19 protein-coding genes and 1 other RNA gene are annotated in these 21,608 nt (G+C 64.1%); 13 read left to right on the top strand and 7 right to left on the bottom strand.

The annotated features are described in order from the left end of the window. Positions 1-236: 236 nt before the first annotated feature. Positions 237-2,534 (top strand): cyanophycin metabolism-associated ABC transporter, encoded by a 2,298-nt coding sequence (locus K309_RS0106830; protein WP_029045725.1) that lies wholly within the window; start codon positions 237-239, stop codon positions 2,532-2,534. Next, the gene (locus K309_RS0106825; RefSeq protein WP_051320361.1) at positions 2,524-3,030 is read left to right on the top strand and encodes a cyanophycin metabolism-associated DUF1854 family protein; all 507 of its coding nucleotides are present in this window, start codon (positions 2,524-2,526) and stop codon (positions 3,028-3,030) included. The genes K309_RS0106830 and K309_RS0106825 overlap by 11 nt, the downstream gene beginning before the upstream one ends. A 56-nt stretch (positions 3,031-3,086) precedes the next feature. Here K309_RS0106825 and K309_RS0106820 read toward each other — a convergent pair whose 3' ends face one another. The 6 genes from K309_RS0106820 to ompA form a co-directional block, all read right to left on the bottom strand. Beyond that, the gene (locus tag K309_RS0106820) at positions 3,087-4,118 is read right to left on the bottom strand and encodes a fimbrial protein (protein WP_051320360.1); all 1,032 of its coding nucleotides are present in this window, start codon (positions 4,116-4,118) and stop codon (positions 3,087-3,089) included. 215 nt (positions 4,119-4,333) lie between these two features. Beyond that, positions 4,334-4,735 carry a hypothetical protein gene (locus K309_RS0106815; protein ID WP_029045722.1) on the bottom strand — a complete coding sequence of 134 codons (402 nt, stop codon included), beginning with the start codon at positions 4,733-4,735 and terminating at the stop codon, positions 4,334-4,336. 98 nt (positions 4,736-4,833) lie between these two features. Next, positions 4,834-5,192, bottom strand: a transfer-messenger RNA (tmRNA) gene (ssrA, locus tag K309_RS39520). Between the two features lie 88 nt (positions 5,193-5,280). Continuing rightward, positions 5,281-5,955, bottom strand: coding sequence for a phosphoglycolate phosphatase (gph, locus tag K309_RS0106810; protein ID WP_029045721.1), 675 nt, complete (start codon positions 5,953-5,955; stop codon positions 5,281-5,283). Further along, positions 5,952-6,698, bottom strand: coding sequence for a bifunctional 2-polyprenyl-6-hydroxyphenol methylase/3-demethylubiquinol 3-O-methyltransferase UbiG (gene ubiG / locus K309_RS0106805; RefSeq protein WP_029045720.1), 747 nt, complete (start codon positions 6,696-6,698; stop codon positions 5,952-5,954). Before ubiG ends, gph begins: the two co-directional genes overlap by 4 nt. Positions 6,699-6,808: 110 nt before the next feature. Beyond that, entirely contained in the window at positions 6,809-7,462 is a 654-nt protein-coding gene (ompA, locus tag K309_RS0106800; protein ID WP_029045719.1) for an outer membrane protein OmpA, read from the bottom strand. A gap of 433 nt (positions 7,463-7,895) precedes the next feature. Here ompA and gyrA point away from each other — a divergent pair, with 433 nt between their 5' ends. From gyrA to aroA, 7 genes are all read left to right on the top strand, one after another. Next, positions 7,896-10,547, top strand: coding sequence for a DNA gyrase subunit A (gene gyrA, locus K309_RS0106795; RefSeq protein WP_029045718.1), 2,652 nt, complete (start codon positions 7,896-7,898; stop codon positions 10,545-10,547). A gap of 113 nt (positions 10,548-10,660) precedes the next feature. Then, positions 10,661-11,224, top strand: coding sequence for a DUF2059 domain-containing protein (locus K309_RS0106790; RefSeq protein ID WP_029045717.1), 564 nt, complete (start codon positions 10,661-10,663; stop codon positions 11,222-11,224). 170 nt (positions 11,225-11,394) lie between these two features. Further along, on the top strand, positions 11,395-12,552 hold the full coding sequence (gene serC / locus K309_RS0106785; RefSeq protein ID WP_035876948.1) for a 3-phosphoserine/phosphohydroxythreonine transaminase: 1,158 nt from the start codon (positions 11,395-11,397) through the stop codon (positions 12,550-12,552). Positions 12,553-12,655: 103 nt separating this feature from the next. Next, positions 12,656-13,804 carry a prephenate dehydratase gene (gene pheA / locus K309_RS0106780; protein ID WP_029045715.1) on the top strand — a complete coding sequence of 383 codons (1,149 nt, stop codon included), beginning with the start codon at positions 12,656-12,658 and terminating at the stop codon, positions 13,802-13,804. Positions 13,805-13,846: 42 nt separating this feature from the next. Beyond that, the gene (gene hisC / locus K309_RS0106775) at positions 13,847-14,974 is read left to right on the top strand and encodes a histidinol-phosphate transaminase (RefSeq protein ID WP_029045714.1); all 1,128 of its coding nucleotides are present in this window, start codon (positions 13,847-13,849) and stop codon (positions 14,972-14,974) included. A gap of 374 nt (positions 14,975-15,348) precedes the next feature. Continuing rightward, positions 15,349-16,248, top strand: a complete 900-nt coding sequence (locus K309_RS42825) for a prephenate dehydrogenase (RefSeq protein ID WP_029045713.1) — start codon at positions 15,349-15,351, stop codon at positions 16,246-16,248. Positions 16,249-16,353: 105 nt separating this feature from the next. Continuing rightward, positions 16,354-17,658, top strand: coding sequence for a 3-phosphoshikimate 1-carboxyvinyltransferase (gene aroA / locus K309_RS42820; protein ID WP_029045712.1), 1,305 nt, complete (start codon positions 16,354-16,356; stop codon positions 17,656-17,658). Here the strand turns inward: aroA and K309_RS0106760 are convergent. Then, positions 17,648-17,884, bottom strand: coding sequence for a DUF2061 domain-containing protein (locus tag K309_RS0106760; RefSeq protein WP_029045711.1), 237 nt, complete (start codon positions 17,882-17,884; stop codon positions 17,648-17,650). The genes aroA and K309_RS0106760 overlap by 11 nt on opposite strands. A 124-nt stretch (positions 17,885-18,008) precedes the next feature. Between K309_RS0106760 and cmk the strand changes: the two genes are divergently transcribed. The 4 genes from cmk (at position 18,009) to K309_RS0106740 (ending at position 21,605) form a co-directional block, all read left to right on the top strand. Continuing rightward, positions 18,009-18,677, top strand: coding sequence for a (d)CMP kinase (cmk, locus tag K309_RS0106755; RefSeq protein WP_029045710.1), 669 nt, complete (start codon positions 18,009-18,011; stop codon positions 18,675-18,677). A gap of 170 nt (positions 18,678-18,847) precedes the next feature. Beyond that, positions 18,848-20,542, top strand: a complete 1,695-nt coding sequence (gene rpsA / locus K309_RS0106750) for a 30S ribosomal protein S1 (RefSeq protein WP_029045709.1) — start codon at positions 18,848-18,850, stop codon at positions 20,540-20,542. 30 nt (positions 20,543-20,572) lie between these two features. After that, positions 20,573-20,983, top strand: a complete 411-nt coding sequence (locus K309_RS0106745) for an integration host factor subunit beta (RefSeq protein WP_029045708.1) — start codon at positions 20,573-20,575, stop codon at positions 20,981-20,983. Positions 20,984-21,257: 274 nt separating this feature from the next. After that, positions 21,258-21,605 (top strand): LapA family protein, encoded by a 348-nt coding sequence (locus K309_RS0106740; RefSeq protein ID WP_029045707.1) that lies wholly within the window; start codon positions 21,258-21,260, stop codon positions 21,603-21,605. Positions 21,606-21,608: the final 3 nt, after the last annotated feature.

Below are 21,608 nucleotides of genomic sequence, written 5' to 3'. Positions count from 1 at the left end.
GTGGGCGGAACGCCCGAGAAATGGAAGCCTAACCTTTCAATAACGTTACAGCTTAGTACAGGTTGACTTTCTTCGATTAAAAGTGTTTGTGCAGTGCATCAGGACGACCCGCGGTTCGCTGTTATTTACGCTGTTATGTATACTGCGGGCGAATTCACGGGCAGCCAGTCCGCGCCCGGCCTAAATTTGTTTCAAGTTATGTCCTTTCCCCCTGGACGCTGCACGCTGCGCCATCCATGACCCAGTCCTCCCTGCCTGCCCTCAACACACCCACCTCCGACGAGCCCTGGCGTGCCGGATCCGGAACGTGGCTCCGTCCCGGTGAGAACGTCCTGGCCGGACTGGTGCTGGACCTCGACGCGAGGCTGCATTTTACCCAAGGGTGGCTGGTTGTGACGGACCAGCGCATCGTCGCCCGCGCGTCCGGTGAAAAAAATGTGCGGGAATGGAACATCTCGCCCGAACTGCGCCTTTCCCATACTGATCATGCGGGGGTCGGGGCCCTCGAACTGGCTGGGCCGGGCGGGCGGCTGGCCAGTTGGCGATATACGCTTGGTTACAATCCTGCCGCGCTGCGGCTGGCCGACCAGTTCGAAACGCGGCGCGACGCAGCTTCCGCGGTCGGGGCGGGCGAGTCAGGCGGAGTGGTCTGCCCGACCTGCAAGGCGCCGCTGCCGCCGGATGATGAGGAGTGCCCGCAGTGCAACCGTGAGCTGGAAACACCGCCGTCGACCTGGGCGCTGCTGCGCCTGTGGCGCTTTGCGCAGCCTTACCGCTGGCAACTGCTGGCCGGTTTCATGCTGACGCTGCTGTCCACCGGCGCCACGCTGGTACCGCCGTACCTGACCATGCCGCTGATGGACAAGGTGCTGATTCCGTATCAGAACGGGGTGCCGATCGACTACGACCTGGTGCGCATGTACCTTAGCGGCCTGCTCGGCGCCGCGCTGGTGGCATGGAGCCTGGGATGGGCGCGCACCTATCTGCTGGCGCGCGTATCCGAGCGCATCGGTGCCGATTTGCGCACAACAACCTACGAACATCTGCTTAAGTTGTCGCTCGAATATTTCGGCGGCAAGCGTACCGGTGACCTGATGGCCCGCATCGGCTCGGAAAGTGACCGCATCTGCGTGTTTCTGTCGCTGCACCTGCTGGACTTTGCCACCGACGTGCTGATGATCGTGATGACGGCGGTGATCCTGGTTTCGATCAACCCCTGGCTGGCGCTGGTGACGCTGGTGCCGCTGCCGTTCATCGCCTGGATGATCCATCTGGTGCGCGACCGCTTGCGGCACGGCTTCGAGAAGATTGACCGCATCTGGTCGGAGATCACCAATGTGCTGGCCGACACCATCCCCGGCATCCGCGTGGTCAAGGCCTTTGCGCAGGAAAAGCGCGAAGTGACACGCTTCCGCGAGGCCAACAAGCATAACCTCGCCATCAACGACCGCGTCAACGCGGTATGGTCGCTGTTCACGCCGACCGTGACGCTGCTGACCGAGATCGGGTTGCTGATCGTGTGGGTGTTCGGCATCTGGCAGGTCTCGCACAGCGCCATCACGGTAGGCGTGCTGGTAGCCTTCCTGACCTATATCAGCCGCTTCTATACGCGCCTCGATTCGATGAGCCGCATCGTTTCCGTCACGCAGAAGGCCGCGGCGGGTGCCAAGCGGATCTTCGACATCCTTGACCATGTCTCGAGCGTGCCCGAGCCGGTGCGTCCGGCGAAGCTCGACAAGGTCGAAGGCGCCATCGACATGCGTGACCTCGGCTTCCGCTATGGCAACCGGGCGGTGATCTGCGGGCTGGACCTGTCGATCGCCCCGGGCGAGATGATCGGGCTCGTCGGGCACAGCGGCTCGGGCAAGAGCACGCTGGTCAACCTGATCTGCCGCTTCTACGATGTGTCGGAAGGGGCGATCCGTGTCGACGGCGTCGATATCCGCTCGCTGCCGGTGTCCGAGTATCGCCGTCATATCGGCCTGGTCCTGCAGGAGCCGTTCCTGTTCTTCGGCACCATTGCCGACAACATCGCCTATGGCAAGCCCGATGCGACGCGCGAGGAGATCATCGCCGCCGCGCGCGCCGCGCACGCGCACGAGTTCATCCTGCGCCTGCCGCACGGCTATGACTCGCTGGTAGGAGAACGCGGCCAGGCCCTGTCGGGCGGCGAGCGCCAGCGCATCTCGATCGCGCGTGCGCTGCTGATCAACCCGCGCATCCTGATCATGGACGAGGCCACGTCGTCGGTGGACACGCAGACCGAGAAGGAAATCCAGAAGGCGCTAGACAACCTGGTGCAGGGCCGTACCACCATCGCCATCGCGCACCGGCTGTCGACACTGCGCAAGGCCGACCGCCTGGTGGTGATGGACCGCGGCAAGATTGTCGAAGTCGGCAGCCACGATGAGTTGCTGTTGCGCGAGGGCGCTTACTTCAAGCTGTACCAGGCGCAGGCGCGCAATGTCGATACCGAAGACGAGGACCGGGAAGAAGCCGTGACCCAAATGCCGGAGGTGGCAAATGTCCACTGACACGAAATTGGCGGACATCTATGCAGCAGCCAGCGCGACCTTCACGCTGTCGCGCAATCCGTTCGGCCGCCTGACGTTGATCCATGGCGACGGCACTGTCCACGAAGGGGTGGTGCCGGTGCGGGCCTTTCCGATCTCCGCACCGCAGGGCGGCATTGGCATGATGAGCGCAGACGGGCATGAGGTGGTATGGATTCCACGGCTCGAGAGCCTGCCTGCGGCGGAGCGCAGCATGATCGAAGAAGAACTCGCGTCGCGCGAGTTCATGCCGGAGATCGAGCACATCGTCGAGGTCTCGACATTTGCCACGCCGAGCGTGTGGACCGTGCAGACCGATCGCGGCCGCACGTCACTGGTGCTGCGTGGGGAAGAGGCGATCCGCCGCCTGTCCGGCAATACGCTGATGGTCTCGGACAGCCACGGCATCCATTACCTGATCCGCGACCTGATGGCGCTGGACAAGCGCAGCCGCAAGCTGCTGGACCGGTTCCTCTGATAGCCGGCACGAAGGCGGCGCAAGCCGCAGCAGCGGCGCCTGACGGCGCCGCGTTTCTACTGGTAATCCAGCGTAAATATCATGGCACTCGACACCGTACCAGGCGACGGTGTGCCGCCCAGGGCGACATAGCGCGCGCCAAAGCCGTAGGTGGAAGGCACGTTGGCGGCAATGTTGCCCATGGCATTGCGTACTTGAAGCGGCACGGGCGCGCTGCCACTGGCGTTGACGATCTGCACCCCCGCACCGCTGGCCCTGCCGCTTGTCCCCGCATTGGCGATTCCAAGTATGCCGTTGGGCGCTGATTGCACCGGGGTTCCGCCCGCGCCGTCCAATGTCAGGCCGACGATGGCATTTCCGCTGCAGGTCAGCTGGATCGAGAAGGGCGTATTGCCGGCGGCACCCTGGGTCGCCAGCGTACTGGCGCTGACGTTGGGCAATGTCACCACGGCGGGGTAGTTGACATTGCAGGCAATCTCTCGCGGCGAGGCACTGCCTGAGAAGCCGATGTAGTTGACGTAGCCGCCGCCGAGCGCTCCTGCCGTCGAGCCCTTGTAGACGCCAAAGCCGAAGCGTGTCTGCGTGGGATCGAGATCGCCGGTGGAAATGACCCCGGTCTTCACGAATTCCACCGAAACCGATACGGAATAGGTCATGTCCGCATTGACCGTGCCGAGGTTGGCGGCGCGTGTATCGCAATTGACCCCCCAGGCATTGGTCATCGGCTGTCCCGAGGCGTTGCGCAGCCGGATGCCAACGCCGGCGACGCCGGTGGAATAGACGCCCGGCATGACTTCGCTGCCCGAACCGTAGTAGCAGGAAATGATCGGCGCGCCGGCAACCACGTATGGCGGGGTCACCGTGCATTGGCCAGTGAAGGTGTAGTAGCGGACGGTACCCGGAATTGCGCTGCCGACGGGCAGGTTCACAGCCACCGCCATATTGTTCATGGTCTGCAGATAGGGCATGGCGGGCGTGGCGGTACAGTCGGCATGGGCGAGATGCGGGGCTGTCAGGCACGCGAGCACCAGAAGCCAGCGTTTGAGCGCGCCGAGCAGGCGGGTACCGGTGGGTAGAGCGTTGTGCATAGGTCTCAGCGATTGCGGGAGGCTGGCGGCGGCCTTGCCTGCCAGTTCGCGTTGGCTGGAGTTGGCGCCGCCTTGCCGGTTGGAGGACGAGCCAACTGTAGTCGCACTGCTCAGCGCCTAAGGTCGGAAAATTCCCGATGCACCGGGAAAATTTCGGCAGTTGCGGCGCTCATGCCGAAACCGGCGCTGCTGATCGGAGCGTCGCTGAAGTACGCCTAGTGCAGTACGTCCGAGCCGTCTTCGTCTTCGTCCCAGTCCTCGTGCATCACCGGCAGCTCCGGCACCATGTCGAACACCATCGAGTGGAAGCGCACGCTGAACCACGCCCGGAACATAGGCAGCGACAGCGTTTCCGGCCAGGCCGAATCGTCGAACCACTCGCCCAGCATGAATTCGAAGAACGCCTGCCAGCGCTTCTCCACCCAGCGCACGGCGTTGTCATGCGAGTCGGCAAGCTCGTCGGGCAGCAGGAACACGCTCTGGTCCTCGCGCACCTGCTCGAGCGTGAGGTTGGGCACGGGCTGCGGATCGACGGCCTGGATCCAGTCCAGGAACGGCTGTTCCGGCACCAGGGCGACCATGGAGCGGTTGACGAGGAAGCGGGGGTGATCTGACATGGCGAGACGCGAGGCGGGGAGAACTTCACACAAGAAACGGGCCAGATGGCCCGTTCAGGATCCTGCGCTGCTGTCGCAGCGAGGATGGTGCGGTGTACTGGTGGAGCCGGCGGGAATCGAACCCGCGTCCGCAAGCCCTCCACAGAGAGTTCTACATACTTAGTTCTGTCATTTGATTTAACCGGCGCATCGCGGACGAACACGCTCTACGACGGCGAGTCACTAGGTTTTCGTCCCCGGACCCGTGACACTTCCGGAGCTTATCTGACGTAAATGACCTCGCGTGGTCTTGCGACCCTAGCCCGTCAGCGAGCCAGTGCGAGGACGGCGGCCCTTAGGCTGCCAGTGCGTAACGTTCGTCGTTAGCAGTTATTGCATTCCCATTGATTAACGAGGTGACGGGTCCTCGGTATGCCCTCCACTGCTTTGTAACCCACGTCGAAACCAGGTCGGCCCCAGTGAGAAGAAGCTGGATTGTACCCGGTTGGATGGAAAGTGTCTCGGGTAGTTCCATACCGGCCACCCGTGCGTCGGCCGCCACATCGCTAGCTGACGGCTGCGGGCACCAGCAGGGGAATCAGTTCGGACGGATGGCGCACCAGGTGGTCGGCGCCCCAGGCCTCCGGCGGCTCGCCATCGCCGCAGTAGCCATAGGCTGCCGTGACCGTGATCATGCCGGCGGCCTTGCCTGCCTGGATGTCGCGCAGGTCGTCGCCGACGTACACGCAGCGGCACGGATCGACGCCTGCGCTCGCCGCGGCGTGCAGCAGCGGGGCAGGGTGGGGCTTGGCATGGGCCGTGGTGTCGCCGCTGACCACGGCACTGGCGCGCGGCGCGAGCCCGATGGCGGCGACCAGCGGCACCGTGAAGCGCGCGATCTTGTTGGTGACGATGCCCCAGGGGATGCCGGCCGCTTCCAGTGCCGACAGGACCTGCGGCATGCCGTCGAACAGGCGCGTGTGGACGGCGATGTCGGCTTCGTAGTAGTCGAGAAAGATATCCCGCAGCGCCGGAAACTCCACGTCTTCCGGCGCCAGCCCGAAAGCCGCGCCGAGCAGGCCGCGCGCGCCATGCGAGGCGACCGGGCGCAGCTTCTCATACGCCACAGGCGGGCGGCCGCGCTCGATCACGAGCCGGTTGGCCGCGGCGGCCAGGTCGGGGGCCGTGTCCGCCAGCGTTCCGTCCAGGTCAAAGAAGACGCCCGCGATGCCCCCGCTCATGCGGCCACCCGGCGGAACGCCATCATGTAATTCACATCCGTATCGCGGCCCAGCGCATAGACCTGCGACAGCGGGTTGTAGGTCATGCCGCGCATCTCTATCAGATCCAGCCCGGCATTGCGCGCAAAGCGCGCCAGCTCGGATGGCGTGATGAACTTGTCATAGTCGTGCGTGCCGCGCGGCAGCATGTTCAATACATACTCCGCACCCACGATGGCCAGCAGGTATGCCTTCAGGTTGCGGTTGATGGTCGAGAAGAAGACGTGGCCACCCGGCTTCACCAGCGTCGCGCAGGCTTGCACGATGGAGGCCGGGTCCGGTACGTGTTCCAGCATCTCCATGCAGGTTACGATATCCACACTGGCGGGCTCGCGCGCCGCCAGCGCTTCTGCCGCGATCTCCTCATAGGTCACGGCAACGCCGGACTCCAGGCTGTGCAGGTCCGCGACCTTCAGCGCCTTGCTGGAGAGATCGATGCCGCGCACGGTCGCGCCAAGGCGTGCCATGCTCTCGGACAGGATGCCGCCGCCGCAACCCACGTCGACCACGCGCTTGCCGGCCAGGCCGGCGAGCCCGTCGATCCAGCCCAGGCGCAGCGGATTGAGTTCGTGCAATGGCTTGAACTCGCTCTCGGGATCCCACCAGTGGTGGGCCAGCTCGCTGAACTTGTCGATTTCCTTGGGGTCGGCGTTCCGGCGCAGCGGATCGGGATGGGCGGACAGGGTCTGGGAAGGCAACGTCATCGTATGCGGGCCGGCGGCAACTGCCCACGCCGGCGGAGGAGGTGTGTGGGCAACTGTATCAAAAAAAAAGCCCAGCTTGCGCTGGGCTTTCTTGATCGGAAAGGATCCGATTAACGTGCGCTGCGGGTGCCGACCACTTCGACTTCCACGCGGCGGTTCGGCTGCTGGCAGGCGATCTGGGCCTTGCGGTTGCCCTTGCACGACTTCGGATCGACCTTCAGCTGGCGCTTGCCCTTGCCTTCGGTGTAGACGCGGTTGGCTTCAACGCCCTTGCTCACCAGGTAAGCCTTGACCGATTCAGCACGGCGGATCGACAGGCGATCGTTGTACTTGTCCGAACCGAACGAGTCGGTGTGGCCAACGGCGATGATGACTTCCAGGGTGATGCCTTGCAGCTTCGAGACCAGGTCGTCCAGCTTGGCCTTGCCTTCGGGCTTCAGCACGGCCTTGTCGAAGTCGAACAGGGTGTCAGCAGCGAAAGTGACCTTCTCGCTCGAGACGACCGGCGGAGCCACCGGAGCCGGTGCCGGGGCCGGTGCTGCGGGAGCCAGGGCGCCGTCGCACAGGGCGTTGGCGGTGGCCGGAGTCCAGGAGCTGTCGCGCCAGCAGAGCTCGTTCGTGCCATTCTTCCACACGTACTCGCTCGTACCGTTGCCCCAGTTATCGTTCACTGCCTTCTTTTCGTAGGGGACGGACTGGGCTTGAGCGGATGCAGCCATTACTGCGGTAGCTGCAACGAGCGCGAGCTTGGCAAATTTTTTCATATTTCTCCTCTCAGGATGAGATCACCGCAGGGTTACTGCGAGCAAATGGACGAAAACAAGTCATACATTCTTCGGAGTATAACATTCTCGATGTGGTGTATGCTCCACTTCGAACAATGTCTGGCTCTTCGCTGGGGAATTGTGCCACAAGGGTCGTTTCCTAAGAAGTAAATATATTCGATTCGCCCCACGGGTTTTGGGCCTGTGGTGTTTGTGCAACATGGGTCTTGTGTCGCCCGCAAAGCCTTGTGGCATCAGGGTTTCCGGGATTCGGGCAGAGCCGCCGGCCGGCTCCGGGAGGGCTGTCCGGGCGCCGTAAGCCGGGGGTGCCGGCATGTTAGAATGCCACGTTGCCCAGCCGTCAGGCGCCTGCCCGCGCCACGTGAAAAAGGGCCTGTCATTCGCTTAAACCTGCCGCATAAAACACGCCGCAATGGATCCATTCGCAAAAGAAACCCTTCCGGTCTCCCTCGAAGAGGAAATGCGCCGCTCCTATCTCGACTACGCCATGAGCGTGATCGTGGGGCGCGCGCTTCCCGATGTGCGGGACGGCCTGAAACCGGTGCACCGGCGCGTGCTGTATGCGATGCACGAGCTCAACAACGATTGGAACCGTCCGTACAAGAAGTCGGCCCGTATCGTCGGGGATGTGATCGGTAAGTATCACCCTCACGGCGACACTGCTGTATACGACACCATTGTCCGCATGGCGCAGGACTTTTCCCTGCGTTACATGCTGGTGGACGGGCAGGGCAATTTCGGATCGGTCGATGGCGATAACGCCGCGGCCATGCGTTATACCGAAATCCGCCTGTCGAAAATCGCCCACGAGATGCTGCACGATATCGACAAGGAAACCGTCGATTTCGACAGCAACTATGACGGCTCTGAAAAAGAGCCTTCTATTCTCCCGGCCCGTATTCCCAATCTGCTAATCAACGGTTCCTCGGGTATTGCAGTGGGTATGGCCACCAATATCCCGCCGCATAACCTGAATGAAATCGTCGACGGCTGCCTGCATCTGCTGCGCAATCCGCAGGCGACGGTGGATGAACTGATTGAATTGATTCCGGCGCCGGATTTTCCCACCGCCGGCATTATCTATGGCATCCAGGGCGTGCGCGAGGGCTATCGCACCGGCCGCGGCCGCGTGGTCATGCGCGCCAAGACGCACTTCGAGGACATCGACCGGGGCCAGCGCCAGGCAATCATCGTCGACGAGCTGCCCTACCAGGTGAACAAGCGCACTCTGCTGGAGCGCATCGCCGAGCTGGTCACTGAGAAGAAGATCGAGGGCATCTCGGATATCCGCGACGAATCCGACAAGTCCGGCATGCGCGTGGTGATCGAACTCAAGCGCAACGAGGTTCCCGAGGTCGTCCTCAACAACCTATATAAGAACACCCAGCTGCAGGACACCTTCGGCATGAACATGGTGGCGCTGGTCGACCGCCAGCCGCGCCTGCTGAACCTGAAGCAGATGCTGGAATACTTCCTCGCGCACCGCCGCGAGGTCGTGACCCGCCGCACCGTGTTCGAACTGCGCAAGGCGCGCGAGCGCGGCCATGTGCTCGAAGGCCTGGCCGTGGCGCTGGCGAACATCGACGAGTTCATCGCCATCATCAAGGCCGCGCCGACGCCGCCGATCGCCAAGCAGGAACTGATGTCCAAGGCCTGGGATTCCAGCCTGGTCCGCGAGATGCTGGCACGGGCCGAAGGCGAAACCCCGGGCGGCCGTGCATCGTACCGGCCGGACGGCCTGCCGGCGGTATTCGGCATGCAGGCTGACGGCCTGTACAAGCTGTCCGACAGCCAGGCGCAGGAAATCCTGCAAATGCGCCTGCAACGCCTCACCGGGCTGGAACAGGACAAGATCGTCCAGGAATACCGCGACATCATGGCGGAAATCGCCGACCTGCTCGATATCCTGGCGCGTCCGGAACGCATTACCGCGATCATCACCGACGAACTGACTGCCATTCGCGCCGAATTCGGCGATGACCGCCGTTCGCAGATCGAACTGAACGCGACCGAGCTCGACACCGAGGACCTGATCACGCCGCAGGACATGGTGGTCACCCTGTCCCACAGCGGCTATATGAAGAGCCAGCCGATCTCCGAGTACCGCGCGCAAAAACGCGGTGGTCGCGGCAAGCAGGCGGCGGCAACCAAGGAAGACGACTGGATCGATACCCTGTTCGTGGCCAACACCCACGACTACATCCTGTGCTTCTCGAACCGCGGCCGGCTGTACTGGCTGAAGGTCTATGAGGTGCCGCAGGGCTCGCGCAACTCGCGCGGCCGTCCGATCGTCAATATGTTCCCGCTGTCGGACGGCGAAAAGATCAATGTGATCCTGCCGGTGCGCCAGTTCGACGCCGAGCACTTTATCTTCATGACCACTGCCCGCGGCACGGTCAAGAAGACCGCGCTGACCGAGTTCTCCAACCCGCGCAAGGCCGGCATCATCGCGGTCGACCTGGATGACGGCGACTACCTGATCGGTGCTGCCGTGACCGACGGCCAGCACGACGTGATGCTGTTCTCCGATGCCGGCAAGGCGGTGCGTTTCGATGAGAACGACGTTCGCCCCATGGGGCGGCAGGCCCGTGGCGTGCGCGGCATGAATCTCGAAGACGGCCAGGCTGTGATCGCCATGCTGGTGGCGCCGGCGGAAACCGCCGAGGAAGCCGAGACGGGCGGCCGCGGCAGCGTGCTGACCGCGACCGAGAACGGCTACGGCAAGCGCACACCGATCGCCGAGTACACTCGACACGGCCGCGGCACCAAGGGCATGATCGCGATCCAGACCAGCGAGCGTAACGGCCGCGTGGTGGCGGCGGCGCTGGTTTCGCCGGAAGACGAAATCATGCTGATCACCACCGGGGGCGTGCTGATCCGCACCCGTGTTGGTGAAATCCGCGAGATGGGCCGCGCCACACAGGGCGTCACGCTGATCAACGTCGACGAGGGCACCAAGCTGTCCGGCCTGCAGCGCATTGTCGAGAGCGACGCCGACAATGGCGCCAGCCCTGAAGAGACGGAAGAGGCGGGCGGTAATGCCGATGCCGACGCCAATTCGTAACCAAATGGCCCCACCACGCGTTAAAACGTAAATTGTTGCAACAACAGGACGTCAGCCGGAACTCGACTTGCGGCTGTCCGGACTAAAACGGACGTATTTACCAGGGAGTCACAATGCTCAAAACCTATCGACGTATCGCTGTTCTGGCCGCTTTCGTTCCGACCTTCATGGTGGCGCAGCATGCCCATGCACAGGACGCGGAAAAGACGGCAGCCATCAAGGAACTGCTTTCCGTCATGCAGGCTGACCAGGCCGTCAAGGGCCAGGCAGAAAACTGGCAGCAAGGTGCCAAGCAGGAAGCCCCGCTGGTGCTGGAGCAGGTTCTGGTCGAGAACAAGACCCTGAGCGACAAGCAGAAGCAGGCCGCGGTTGAAAAGCTGAAGAAGAACGGCGCGGTCCAGCGCATGGTCGATGGCGCCGGCACGGCATTCAATACCGACGGTTTCCGCAAGGATGCCATCCAGGCCCACTATGACGCCTTCGGCAAGTACTACTCCACGCAGGAACTGAAGGACCTGACCACGTTCCTGAAGTCGCCGACCGGCCAGAAGTTCATGGCCAACCAGGGCAAGGCGACCCAGGAGATCTGGGGCTCGATGATGCAGAAGTACGGCCCGCAGGTCGGCAAGTCGATGCGCGACGCCGCCGAGAAGGAAATCACCGCCGCGTCGAAGTGATCTTCGCCGCCGGGCCGGACTGAGGCAATGCGCCGCAGTGCGCCGTTCTGGCCGCCTCGCGCGGGCCGGTGCGGCGCCGGGGTCCGGCCCCGGGCGCCCAACCGGGCGCAGGTTTGAGGGATAATGGCTGCTTGGGTAACTCCGGCAGCCATTTTTCCTTTTCCCGTCTCATGAACGATCCCCAGAATCCCGCACTTGCCGGCATGATGCAGCGTGCATTGGCCGAACGCGTCTACAACTTCTCCCCGGGCCCGGCCATGTTGCCGGCCGAAGTGCTGCAGCAGGCTGCCGAGGAAATGCTGTCATGGCGCGGGACGGGGGTTTCCGTGATGGAAATGAGCCATCGCAGCCGTGAGTTCGAGGGCATCCACAACGAGGCCATCGCCGATCTGCGCGAGCTGCTGCATATCCCCGACAATTTCCGCGTGCTGTTCCTGCAGGGCGGGGCCATCGGCGAAAACGGCATCGTGCCGCTGAACCTGATGCGGCTGCGCAATGCAGAGCAGCCCAAGGCCGATTTCGTCGTCACCGGCACCTGGTCGATCAAGACCGAGCAGGAAGCGCGCCGCTTCGGCGCGGTCAATATCGCCGCGTCCAACGAGGCGGAAAAATTCCACCGAATTCCCGCTGTTGCCGACTGGAAGCTGTCGGATGACGCCGCGTACGTGCACCTGTGCACCAACGAGACCATCGTTGGCGTGGAGTTCCAGGACATTCCCGATATCGGCCAGGTCAAGGGCAAGCGCGTGGTGGTGGCCGATGCCTCCAGCCATATCCTGTCGCGCCCGATCGACTGGTCGCGCGTGCAGGTGGTCTACGGCGGCGCGCAGAAGAACATCGGCCCGGCCGGGGTCACCATCGTGATCGTGCGCGAGGACCTGCTTGGCCATGCGCATCCGCTGTGCCCGTCGGCATTCAACTGGCGCCAGGTGGCGGAGCACAACTCGATGTACAACACGCCGCCAACTTACGCCATCTACATCGCCGGGCTGGTCTTCAAATGGCTCAAGCGCCAGGGCGGCGTTCCGGCAATCGAGCAGCGCAACATCGCCAAGGCTACCGCGCTGTACGATTTTCTGGACCAGAGCGACTTCTACCGCAACGAGATCGATCCGAGCTGCCGTTCGCGCATGAACGTGCCGTTCTTCCTCGGCGACGAATCGCGCAACGATGCTTTCCTGGCGCAGGCACGCGCCAATGGCCTGGTACAGCTCAAGGGACACAAGACCGTGGGCGGCATGCGCGCCAGCATCTACAACGCGATGCCGCTGGAAGGCGTGACGGCGCTGATCGATTTCATGCGCGAGTTCGAACGCACCTCGGCCTGAGGTGCGTAGCTGCGACACAGCCTGCGCGCCATTGCGCGCGGCGGCTGTCGCGGACAGGTTTTTCCCCGGCCGCCGCGCCCCGGCGGCCCACCGGATTCATACAATGACAAGTCAAGACAGCACCCCTGCGCACGAGGAGACGCAGCCCAACGGCAATCACCAGAGCGAGGCCGAACGCAACCTGTCGGTCGAGCTGGCGCCGCTGCGCGAGCAGATCGACACGGTGGACCGCGAACTGCTGGCCATGCTGAACCAGCGCGCCAGGCTCGCGCTCGAGGTCGGCGAGGTCAAGAAAAAGTATGGCGCGCCGGTGTTCCGCCCCGAGCGCGAACTTCAGGTCATCCGCAAGGTGCAGGGCGCCAACCCGGGTCCGCTGCTGGGCGAGAGCGTGGCAGCGATCTGGCGCGAGGTGATGTCCGCCTGCCGCGGGCTGGAGAAGCCGCTGGAGGTCGCTTTCCTGGGCCCGGCCGGCACCTTCTCCGAGCAGGCGCTGTTTGCGCACTTCGGCCATGAAGTGAGCGGCGTGCCTTGCCCCAGCATCGACGAAGTGTTCCGCGCGGTGGAGGCGGGTACTGTCGAGTACGGCGTGGTGCCGGTGGAAAATTCGACCGAGGGCGCCGTGTCGCGCACGCTCGATCTGTTCCTGCAGACGTCGCTGAAGATCAGCGGCGAGATCGCGCTGAAGGTTCACCACAACCTGATGGCATCCACGCCCGACATGAAGGGCGTGACCGTGGTGCGCGCGCACGCGCAGGCGCTGGCGCAGTGCCAGCACTGGCTGACCGCCAACTATCCGCACCTGGAGCGCCAGGCGGTATCGAGCAATGCCGAAGCGGCGCGCATGGCCAGCGAGGATCCGACCGTCGCGGCGATCGCCGGCGAATCCGCCGCCAACCGCTACCACCTGCACCTGGTGCGCACGCATATCCAGGACGATCCGCACAACCGCACGCGTTTTGCCGTGATCGGCCGCTACGAGACCGAGCCATCGGGCAGCGACCAGACCTCATTGATCCTGTCGGTGCCGAACAAGGCCGGCGCGGTGTACCAGCTGCTCGCGCCGCTGGCCGAGAACGGCGTGTCGATGTGCCGCTTCGAATCGCGTCCGGCGCGCAGCGGTGCCTGGGAGTACTACTTCTACGTCGACGTCGAAGGGCACCAAAATGAGCCGGCGGTGGCGCGTGCCATCGACGAACTGCGCCGCAACGCGGCCTATCTGAAGGTGCTGGGCTCGTATCCGTCGAGCAAGTAAGGTGAACAAGTAAGGTCAGCGCAACCGTAGCAAGGAGACGAGATGGCGGAGCAGGGTAAGCAGGGCGGCACGGTGTTCGGGCCGGACTATGTGCGGGCGATCTCGCCGTATGTGGCCGGCAAGCCGATTTCGGAAGTCGCGCGCGAGTTCGGGCTGGACGAGGCCGGCATTATCAAGCTTGCCTCCAACGAGAACCCGCTGGGCATGCCGGCCTCCGCGCAGCGCGCCGTCGCTGCCGCTGTGGCTGAGCTGGGACGCTACCCCGATTCGAACTGCTTTGCGCTGAAGGCCGCGTTGTCGGCGCGTTTCGGCGTGCCGGACGACTGGCTCACGCTCGGCAACGGCAGCAACGATATTCTGGAGCTGGCGGCGCATGCGCTGGTCGAGCCCGGCCAGTCGATCGTCTATGCCGAGTACTCGTTCGCGGTCTATGCGCTGGCGACACAGGAGATCGGCGCACGGGCCATTGAAGTCCCTGCGCGCGCCTATGGCCACGATCTCGATGCCATGGGTGCTGCGATCGCGCCGGATACGCGGCTGGTCTTTATCGCCAACCCCAACAACCCCACCGGCACCTTCCTGCCGGCTGCGCAGATCGAAGCCTTCCTGCGGGTGGTGCCTCCAAACGTGGTGGTCGTGCTGGACGAGGCCTACAACGAATACCTGGATGCCGATCAGCAATACGATTCGATCGAGTGGGTGCGCCGCTATCCCAACCTGATGGTCTCGCGCACCTTCTCCAAGGCGTATGGCCTGGCGGGACTGCGCATCGGCTATGCGGTGGCGCAGCCGGCATTGACCGATCTGCTCAACCGCATCCGCCAGCCGTTCAATGTCAACAGCGTGGCGCAGGCAGCGGCGATTGCCGCGCTGGGCGATGCCGAGTTCCTGCGCCGCAGCGCGGAGCTGAACCGCGCGGGCAAGGCGCAGCTGGTCGAGGCCTGCGATCGTCTCGGGCTGGAATACGTGCCATCGTCGGGCAACTTCGTGCTGGTCCGCGTCGGCGATGACGACGGTGCCGGTGCGCGCGTCAACCTGGCCTTGCTGAAGCAGGGCGTGATCGTGCGCCCGGTGGGTAACTACAACCTGCCGCGCTGGCTGCGCGTGACCATCGGCCTGCCCGAGGAAAACGCTGCCTTCATTGCGGCACTGGAGCGGGCGCTGGCTTAGAACCCGTTTCATAATGAAAAAGGGGACGCGTTCAGGCCAGGCGCGGCGCAGGCTAGGCGTGGGCCGCCGGCCTTGGTTATTCCAAGGTCAAGGCCCGCAACAACGCATGCGCCGCGCCTGGCCTGAACCCGAAGGGAAGGCTGCTGCCGGGCCGCATGGCGTTGTTGTGGCCTCCTTGCGTGGAATAACCACGCCGCGTCGGCCACGCCTAGCCCTGCGGCCCGGCAGCAGCCTTCGCGCCTCTTTTTCATTATGAAACGGGTTCTTGAGCCCCGCTACAATCGCGGCGTTTCGCGCCGGGCCGGTGTGCCCGGCGCCGTGCCTTTTTGCTATCGCTCGGCCCGGCCGAGCCACTGCCCGTCGGGCCTGAAATCGTGAGTGCTTTGCATTTTTCCCGTGTTGTCATTGTCGGCGTCGGCCTGATCGGCGGCTCGCTCGCGCTGGCGCTCAAGCGCGCCGGCGTGGCGGGCACGGTGGTCGGCGTGGGCCGGTCGCCCGCGTCGTTGCAGAAGGCGCTGGACCTTGGCGTGATCGACGAAGCGGCGACGCTGGCCGATGCTGCTCGTGGCGCCAGCGTGATCGTGCTGTGCACGCCAGTGGCGCAGAATTTCGCACTGCTGCATGCGCTCGAGCCGCACCTGCAGCCCGGCACCATCGTCACCGACGCGGGCAGCACCAAGTCCGACGTGATCATGGCGGCCAAGACCGCGCTTGGCGACAAGGCCGCGCAGTTCGTGCCGGCACACCCCATCGCCGGGCGCGAACTCAACGGCGTGGAAGCGGCGCTCCCCGACCTCTACGTCGGCAAGAAAACCGTGCTGTGCCCATTGCAGGAGAATTCTCGCGATGATGTCGCTGCCGTCCGCGCGATGTGGGAAAGCGCCGGCGCGCAATGCCACGTGATGTCGGCGGTGCAGCACGACGCGGTGTTCGCGTCGGTCAGCCACTTGCCGCACGTGCTGTCGTACGCGCTGGTGGCGCAGGTGGCCAATGCCGAAGACGCCGAGTTGAAACTGGATTTCGCCGGTGGCGGCTTTCGCGATTTCACGCGCATCGCGGCGTCGTCGCCGGAAATGTGGCGCGACATCTGCGTGGCCAACCGTGATGCGTTGTTGCGCGAACTCAATACCTACCAGTCGGTGCTCGCGCACCTGAAGACACAGATCGAGAAGGGCGACGGCGACGCGCTCGAACGCATCTTCACGCGCGCCAGCAAGACCCGGCTGGCCTGGGGCGCAGAACGCGCCGCGGGCAACAACCATATCGAACCGTAGAACCGTAGTATCGAACCACAAGACAGCGCGGGCGCGGCACGCTGCCGCGCCGCGACTGAATCGCTGAATTTGCCTTACCGCGGCGCCCCGGCGCCCTCCGAGACCATGGAACACCTGACGCTAGGCCCCCTGACCCGCGCCACCGGCACCGTGCGGCTGCCGGGCTCGAAGAGCATCTCCAACCGCGTGCTGCTGCTGGCCGCGCTGGCCAGCGGCGAAACCCGCGTGCGCGACCTGCTCGATTCCGACGACACCCGCGTGATGCTGCAGGCGCTGCGCACGCTGGGCGTGGTATGGCGGCAGGACGGCGCCGACTACATCGTCACCGGCGCCGGCGGGAACTTCCCGAACAAATCGGCCGAGCTGTTCATGGGCAATGCCGGCACGGCGATCCGCCCGCTGACGGCAGCGCTGGCGCTGCAGGGAGGCAGCTACAAGCTGTCGGGCGTGCCGCGCATGCACGAGCGCCCGATCGGCGACCTGGTCGACGGCCTCCGCCAGATCGGCGCGGTGATCGACTACCTCGGCAACGAAGGCTTCCCGCCGCTGCATATCCAGCCGGCCGGCATCCGCATCGACGCGCCGATCCGCGTGCGCGGCGATGTGTCGAGCCAGTTCCTGACCGCGTTGCTGATGAGCCTTCCGATGGCGCAAAGCAACAGCGGCCGGATCGAGATCGAGGTGGTGGGCGAGCTGATCTCCAAGCCCTATATCGAGATCACGCTGAACCTGCTGGCGCGCTTCGGCATCCAGGTCGAGCGGCAGGGCTGGGAGCGCTTCGTGCTACCGGCGGGCGCGGCCTACATGTCGCCCGGCGAGATTTATGTGGAGGGCGATGCCTCCTCGGCATCGTATTTCCTGGCGGCCGGCGCAATCGGCGGCGGGCCGGTGCGGGTGGAGGGCGTGGGCATGTCCAGCATCCAGGGCGACGTGCGCTTTGCCGATGCGCTCAACCGCATGGGCGCTAACATCATGGCCGGCGACAACTGGATCGAAGTGCGCGGTACGGAACGCGAAGACGGCCGCCTGCACGGCATCGAGCTGGACTGCAACCACATCCCGGATGCGGCAATGACGCTGGCGGTGGCGGCGCTGTTTGCCGAAGGCACCACGACACTGACCAATATCGCCAGCTGGCGCGTCAAGGAAACCGACCGGATCGCCGCGATGGCAACGGAACTGCGCAAGCTGGGCGCAGTCGTGGAAGAAGGGGCGGACTATCTGCGTGTGACGCCGCCGCCCGCCTGGCAGACCCCGGCCGACGGCATTGGCACCTATGATGACCATCGCATGGCGATGTGTTTCTCGCTGGCCGCATTCGGACCGCTGCCAGTGCGGATCAACGACCCAGGCTGCGTGGCAAAGACGTTCCCGGACTACTTCAGCGTCTTTGCCGGCGTTACGCGCTGACCAGATCTCCGGGCGTTGCCGGGGTGCTGGTTGCTGCAGGGACGGCGGCCGCATGGCGGCGCTCGCGCCGTTCCCAGTAGCGATCGAAGAAGTAGTGGGCCACGGTATTGACGGCCGGTTCGATGAACGTGACGGCGCCGCTGATGGCAATGCTGCCGGTCAGCGCATACGTCACGCTGAAAGCGATGCCGAGGTGCATGATGCCGAACGTCAGGGTTTTTGCCATGGTAGATTGCCTCGCGATCGAAAACTGGAGGGTGCGCACCGCAATGCGGCAAAGCACCGTGAATCAAATAATAATGATTCTCAGTTGCCTTAACAATAAATCGTTTCTTTGAGTGTCATAACCAATGACTATTGTCAACGTCATCGCCATTGACGGGCCGACCGCTTCCGGCAAGGGTACGGTTGCACACAAGGTCGCCGATGCGGTGGGCTTCCATCTGCTCGACAGCGGGGCCCTGTACCGGCTGGTGGCGTTGGCAAGCGATCGCGCCGGCGTTGACCTGGCCGACGTGGACACCCTTGCAAAGGTCGCTTCCCGCCTCGAAGTGAAGTTCGGCCCTGACCGGGTCTGGCTGCAGGGCGAGGAAGTCAGCCTGGCGATCCGGGCCGAGGCCATCGGCAACCGCGCCTCGGCCATTGCCGTGCACCAGCCGGTGCGCGACGCGCTGACCCAGTTGCAGCGCGATTTCCGCAAGCTGCCCGGGCTGGTCGCCGATGGCCGCGACATGGGCACCGTGATCTTCCCGGACGCCCAACTGAAAGTGTTCCTGACGGCAAGTGTCGAGGCGCGTGCTCGCAGGCGCTATAAACAATTGATTGATAAGGGAATTTCTGCTAATATCGAAGACCTTTTGCGTGACCTCGAGGCGCGCGACGCGCGGGATCGCAACCGCGCGGCCGCACCGCTGCGTCCCGCCGAGGATGCAAAGCTGCTCGATACCTCCGACATGACGGTGGATCAGGCAGTGGCGCAGGTGCTGGAGTGGTTTGCCGCTGTGCGGTCCGATGCATGAATGCATCGGACGCATGACAAGTGAACGGACCTCGCCCGCACCGGCTGGCGCCAGCCCGGACATGCCTGATCGGCCCGGCGCTGGCTTTTGTGAAACCTGACCCCGCTGCACTGGCAGACTGAGCGCGATAGTCGCGCCGGCCAGCGTACTGCGGATTTCACCTTACGTTTATGTCCGACCTGCAAACTAACGAATCCTTTGCCGCACTGTTCGAGGAATCGATCGCCCGCTCCAATATGAAGGCTGGCGAAGTGATCTCCGCTGAAGTCGTGCGCATCGACCACAACTTCGTGGTCGTCAACGCCGGCCTCAAGTCCGAGGCATTTGTGCCGGTGGAGGAGTTCCTGAACGACCAGGGCGAACTCGAAGTGCAGGCCGGCGACTACGTCTCCGTGGCCATCGACGCACTCGAGAACGGCTATGGCGACACCATCCTGTCCCGCGACAAGGCCAAGCGCCTGGCATCGTGGCTGAACCTCGAGAAGGCGCTGGAAGACGGCGAGATCATCTCGGGTACCGTGACCGGCAAGGTCAAGGGCGGCCTGACCGTCATGGTCAACGGCATCCGCGCGTTCCTGCCGGGCTCGCTGGTTGACGTGCGTCCGATCAAGGACACCACCCCGTACGAAGGCAAGACCCTGGAATTCAAGGTCATCAAGCTGGACCGCAAGCGCAACAACGTTGTGCTGTCGCGCCGTGCCGTGGTCGAAGCCACGCTGGGCGAAGAGCGCCAGAAGCTGATGGAAACCCTGAAGGAAGGCGCCATCGTCAACGGTATCGTCAAGAACATCACCGACTACGGTGCGTTCGTTGACCTGGGCGGCATCGACGGCCTGCTGCACATCACCGACCTGGCCTGGCGCCGTGTCCGCCACCCGAGCGAAGTGCTCTCGGTTGGCCAGGAAATCACCGCCAAGATCCTCAAGTTCGACCAGGAAAAGAACCGCGTCTCGCTGGGCGTGAAGCAGCTGGGCGAAGATCCGTGGGTCGGCATCTCGCGCCGCTACCCGCAAGGCACCCGCCTGTTCGGCAAGGTGACCAACCTGACCGACTACGGCGCGTTCGTCGAGATCGAAGCCGGCATCGAAGGCCTGGTGCACGTGTCGGAAATGGACTGGACCAACAAGAACGTTGCCCCGTCCAAGGTTGTCCAGCTGGGCGACGAAGTGGAAGTCATGGTCCTGGATATCGACGAAGACAAGCGTCGTATCAGCCTGGGCATGAAGCAGTGCAAGGCCAACCCGTGGGACGATTTCTCGCGTAACCAGAAGAAGGGCGACAAGCTGAGCGGCCAGATCAAGTCGATCACCGACTTCGGCGTGTTCATCGGCCTGCCTGGTGGCATCGACGGCCTGGTGCACCTGTCCGACCTGTCCTGGCAAGAGTCCGGCGAAGAGGCCGTGCGCAAGTACAAGAAGGGCGACGAAGTCGAAGCCGTGGTTCTGGGCATCGACGTCGACAAGGAGCGCATCTCGCTGGGCATCAAGCAGCTGTCGGGCGATCCGTTCAACAACTTCATCTCGGCCAACGACAAGGGCTCGCTCGTTACCGGCACTATCAAGGCCGTTGACGCCAAGGGCGCCGTGGTCCAGCTGGCTGACGACGTGGAAGGCTACCTGCGTGCATCGGAAATCTCCGCTGACCGCGTGGAAGATGCCCGCAACGTGCTGAAGGAAGGCGAGCAGATCACCGCCCTGGTGGTGAACGTCGACCGCAAGTCGCGCAACATCAACCTGTCGATCAAGGCCAAGGACAGCGCAGAGCAGCAGGAAGCGATGCAGAAGTTCCAGGCTGACACCGGCACGGCTGGCACGACCAACCTCGGCGCCCTGCTGAAGGCCAAGCTCGGCCAGGACAACCAGTAATCGCAGGCCCCCGCGCTTGCGCGAATGCCCATGACCAAGTCGGAGCTCGTCGAAAAACTGGCTGCCCGCTTCCCCCAGCTGCTGCTGCGGGATGCGGACATCTCGGTCAAAACGATACTCGACGCGATGTCCGATGCGCTGGCCGATGGCCATCGCATCGAGATCCGCGGATTCGGCAGTTTTGGTCTGAACAAGCGTCCGCCTCGCGTGGGGCGCAATCCCAAGTCCGGCGAACGGGTGCTGGTACCTGAGAAACGGGTACCGCACTTCAAGGCGGGCAAGGAGTTGCGCGAACGGGTTGACCGCAGCCAGCCGGCGCCTGCGGGCGTCAATGGCAACGGCCATTCCGTCGGCACGGCCCAGGCCGTGCCGGGCAAGGCAGGCCCTGGCGCCGCTCCGGCGGCGCTGCACGAGGGTGGACTGAACCTGGTCCGCTCCTGACCATCGCCTGCCTGCCCAGTTGACTGGTAAGTCAAGAAAAGCGCCCTTCGGGGCGCTTTTTTTGTTCTGCGCTTGCTGGCCCGCGTTGCTGGGGGCCGGCGAGGCATCGCCGCACAATACGTGTCAGCGCCCGCAGCGCTGCGCGCGTTAGCCTCCCGTAACCGCCGCGTTACCGAATCGACGAAGTGATTCCGTTACAATGCCGGGGTCATTGCCGGCCCGCGCACATGCGCCGGCGCCGCCTAAACGTCACGCTGCCAAGCTGCCTACCTGCATGAAACTGTTCGCCTGGATCGTCCGTATCGTCGTATTCGTGCTGCTGTTCGTGCTGGCGCTGCGCAATACCGCTGACGCTTCGCTGCAGCTGTTTTTCAACGCCGTCTGGCACGCCCCGCTAATCCTTATCCTGTTCGCCGCCTTCGTGCTTGGCGCGGTCGCGGCGCTGGCCTCGGCGGCACCTGGCCTGATGCGCCAGCGGATGGAGGTCGCCAGGCTGCGCCGCGCGCTGACGCAAGCGCAGGCGGCCGCCGCATCCGCATCGCCGCAACCGGCGGCTGCAAGCACGGCCACGCCGCGCGACGCCAAGCCGGTCCCTTACAACGTAGTCGGCCCGAAAGTCTGATCC

The sequence above is a fragment of the Cupriavidus phytohabitans genome, assembly GCF_000426345.1.
Classification (GTDB): Bacteria; Pseudomonadota; Gammaproteobacteria; order Burkholderiales; family Burkholderiaceae; genus Cupriavidus.
The sequence above is the reverse complement of the archived record's forward strand: the minus strand, read 5'-3'. Positions and strand labels throughout refer to the sequence as shown.

Bases quoted from the DNA above. Each gene is read 5' to 3' on its own strand.
- K309_RS0106830 (WP_029045725.1), top strand. From the start codon at position 237: ATGACCCAGTCCTCCCTGCCTGCCCTCAACACACCCACCTCCGACGAG.
- K309_RS0106825 (WP_051320361.1), top strand. From the start codon at position 2,524: ATGTCCACTGACACGAAATTGGCGGACATCTATGCAGCAGCCAGCGCG.
- K309_RS0106820 (WP_051320360.1), bottom strand. From the start codon at position 4,118: ATGCACAACGCTCTACCCACCGGTACCCGCCTGCTCGGCGCGCTCAAA.
- K309_RS0106815 (WP_029045722.1), bottom strand. From the start codon at position 4,735: ATGTCAGATCACCCCCGCTTCCTCGTCAACCGCTCCATGGTCGCCCTG.
- gph (WP_029045721.1), bottom strand. From the start codon at position 5,955: ATGAGCGGGGGCATCGCGGGCGTCTTCTTTGACCTGGACGGAACGCTG.
- ubiG (WP_029045720.1), bottom strand. From the start codon at position 6,698: ATGACGTTGCCTTCCCAGACCCTGTCCGCCCATCCCGATCCGCTGCGC.
- ompA (WP_029045719.1), bottom strand. From the start codon at position 7,462: ATGAAAAAATTTGCCAAGCTCGCGCTCGTTGCAGCTACCGCAGTAATG.
- gyrA (WP_029045718.1), top strand. From the start codon at position 7,896: ATGGATCCATTCGCAAAAGAAACCCTTCCGGTCTCCCTCGAAGAGGAA.
- K309_RS0106790 (WP_029045717.1), top strand. From the start codon at position 10,661: ATGCTCAAAACCTATCGACGTATCGCTGTTCTGGCCGCTTTCGTTCCG.
- serC (WP_035876948.1), top strand. From the start codon at position 11,395: ATGAACGATCCCCAGAATCCCGCACTTGCCGGCATGATGCAGCGTGCA.
- pheA (WP_029045715.1), top strand. From the start codon at position 12,656: ATGACAAGTCAAGACAGCACCCCTGCGCACGAGGAGACGCAGCCCAAC.
- hisC (WP_029045714.1), top strand. From the start codon at position 13,847: ATGGCGGAGCAGGGTAAGCAGGGCGGCACGGTGTTCGGGCCGGACTAT.
- aroA (WP_029045712.1), top strand. From the start codon at position 16,354: ATGGAACACCTGACGCTAGGCCCCCTGACCCGCGCCACCGGCACCGTG.
- K309_RS0106760 (WP_029045711.1), bottom strand. From the start codon at position 17,884: ATGGCAAAAACCCTGACGTTCGGCATCATGCACCTCGGCATCGCTTTC.
- cmk (WP_029045710.1), top strand. From the start codon at position 18,009: ATGACTATTGTCAACGTCATCGCCATTGACGGGCCGACCGCTTCCGGC.
- rpsA (WP_029045709.1), top strand. From the start codon at position 18,848: ATGTCCGACCTGCAAACTAACGAATCCTTTGCCGCACTGTTCGAGGAA.
- K309_RS0106745 (WP_029045708.1), top strand. From the start codon at position 20,573: ATGACCAAGTCGGAGCTCGTCGAAAAACTGGCTGCCCGCTTCCCCCAG.
- K309_RS0106740 (WP_029045707.1), top strand. From the start codon at position 21,258: ATGAAACTGTTCGCCTGGATCGTCCGTATCGTCGTATTCGTGCTGCTG.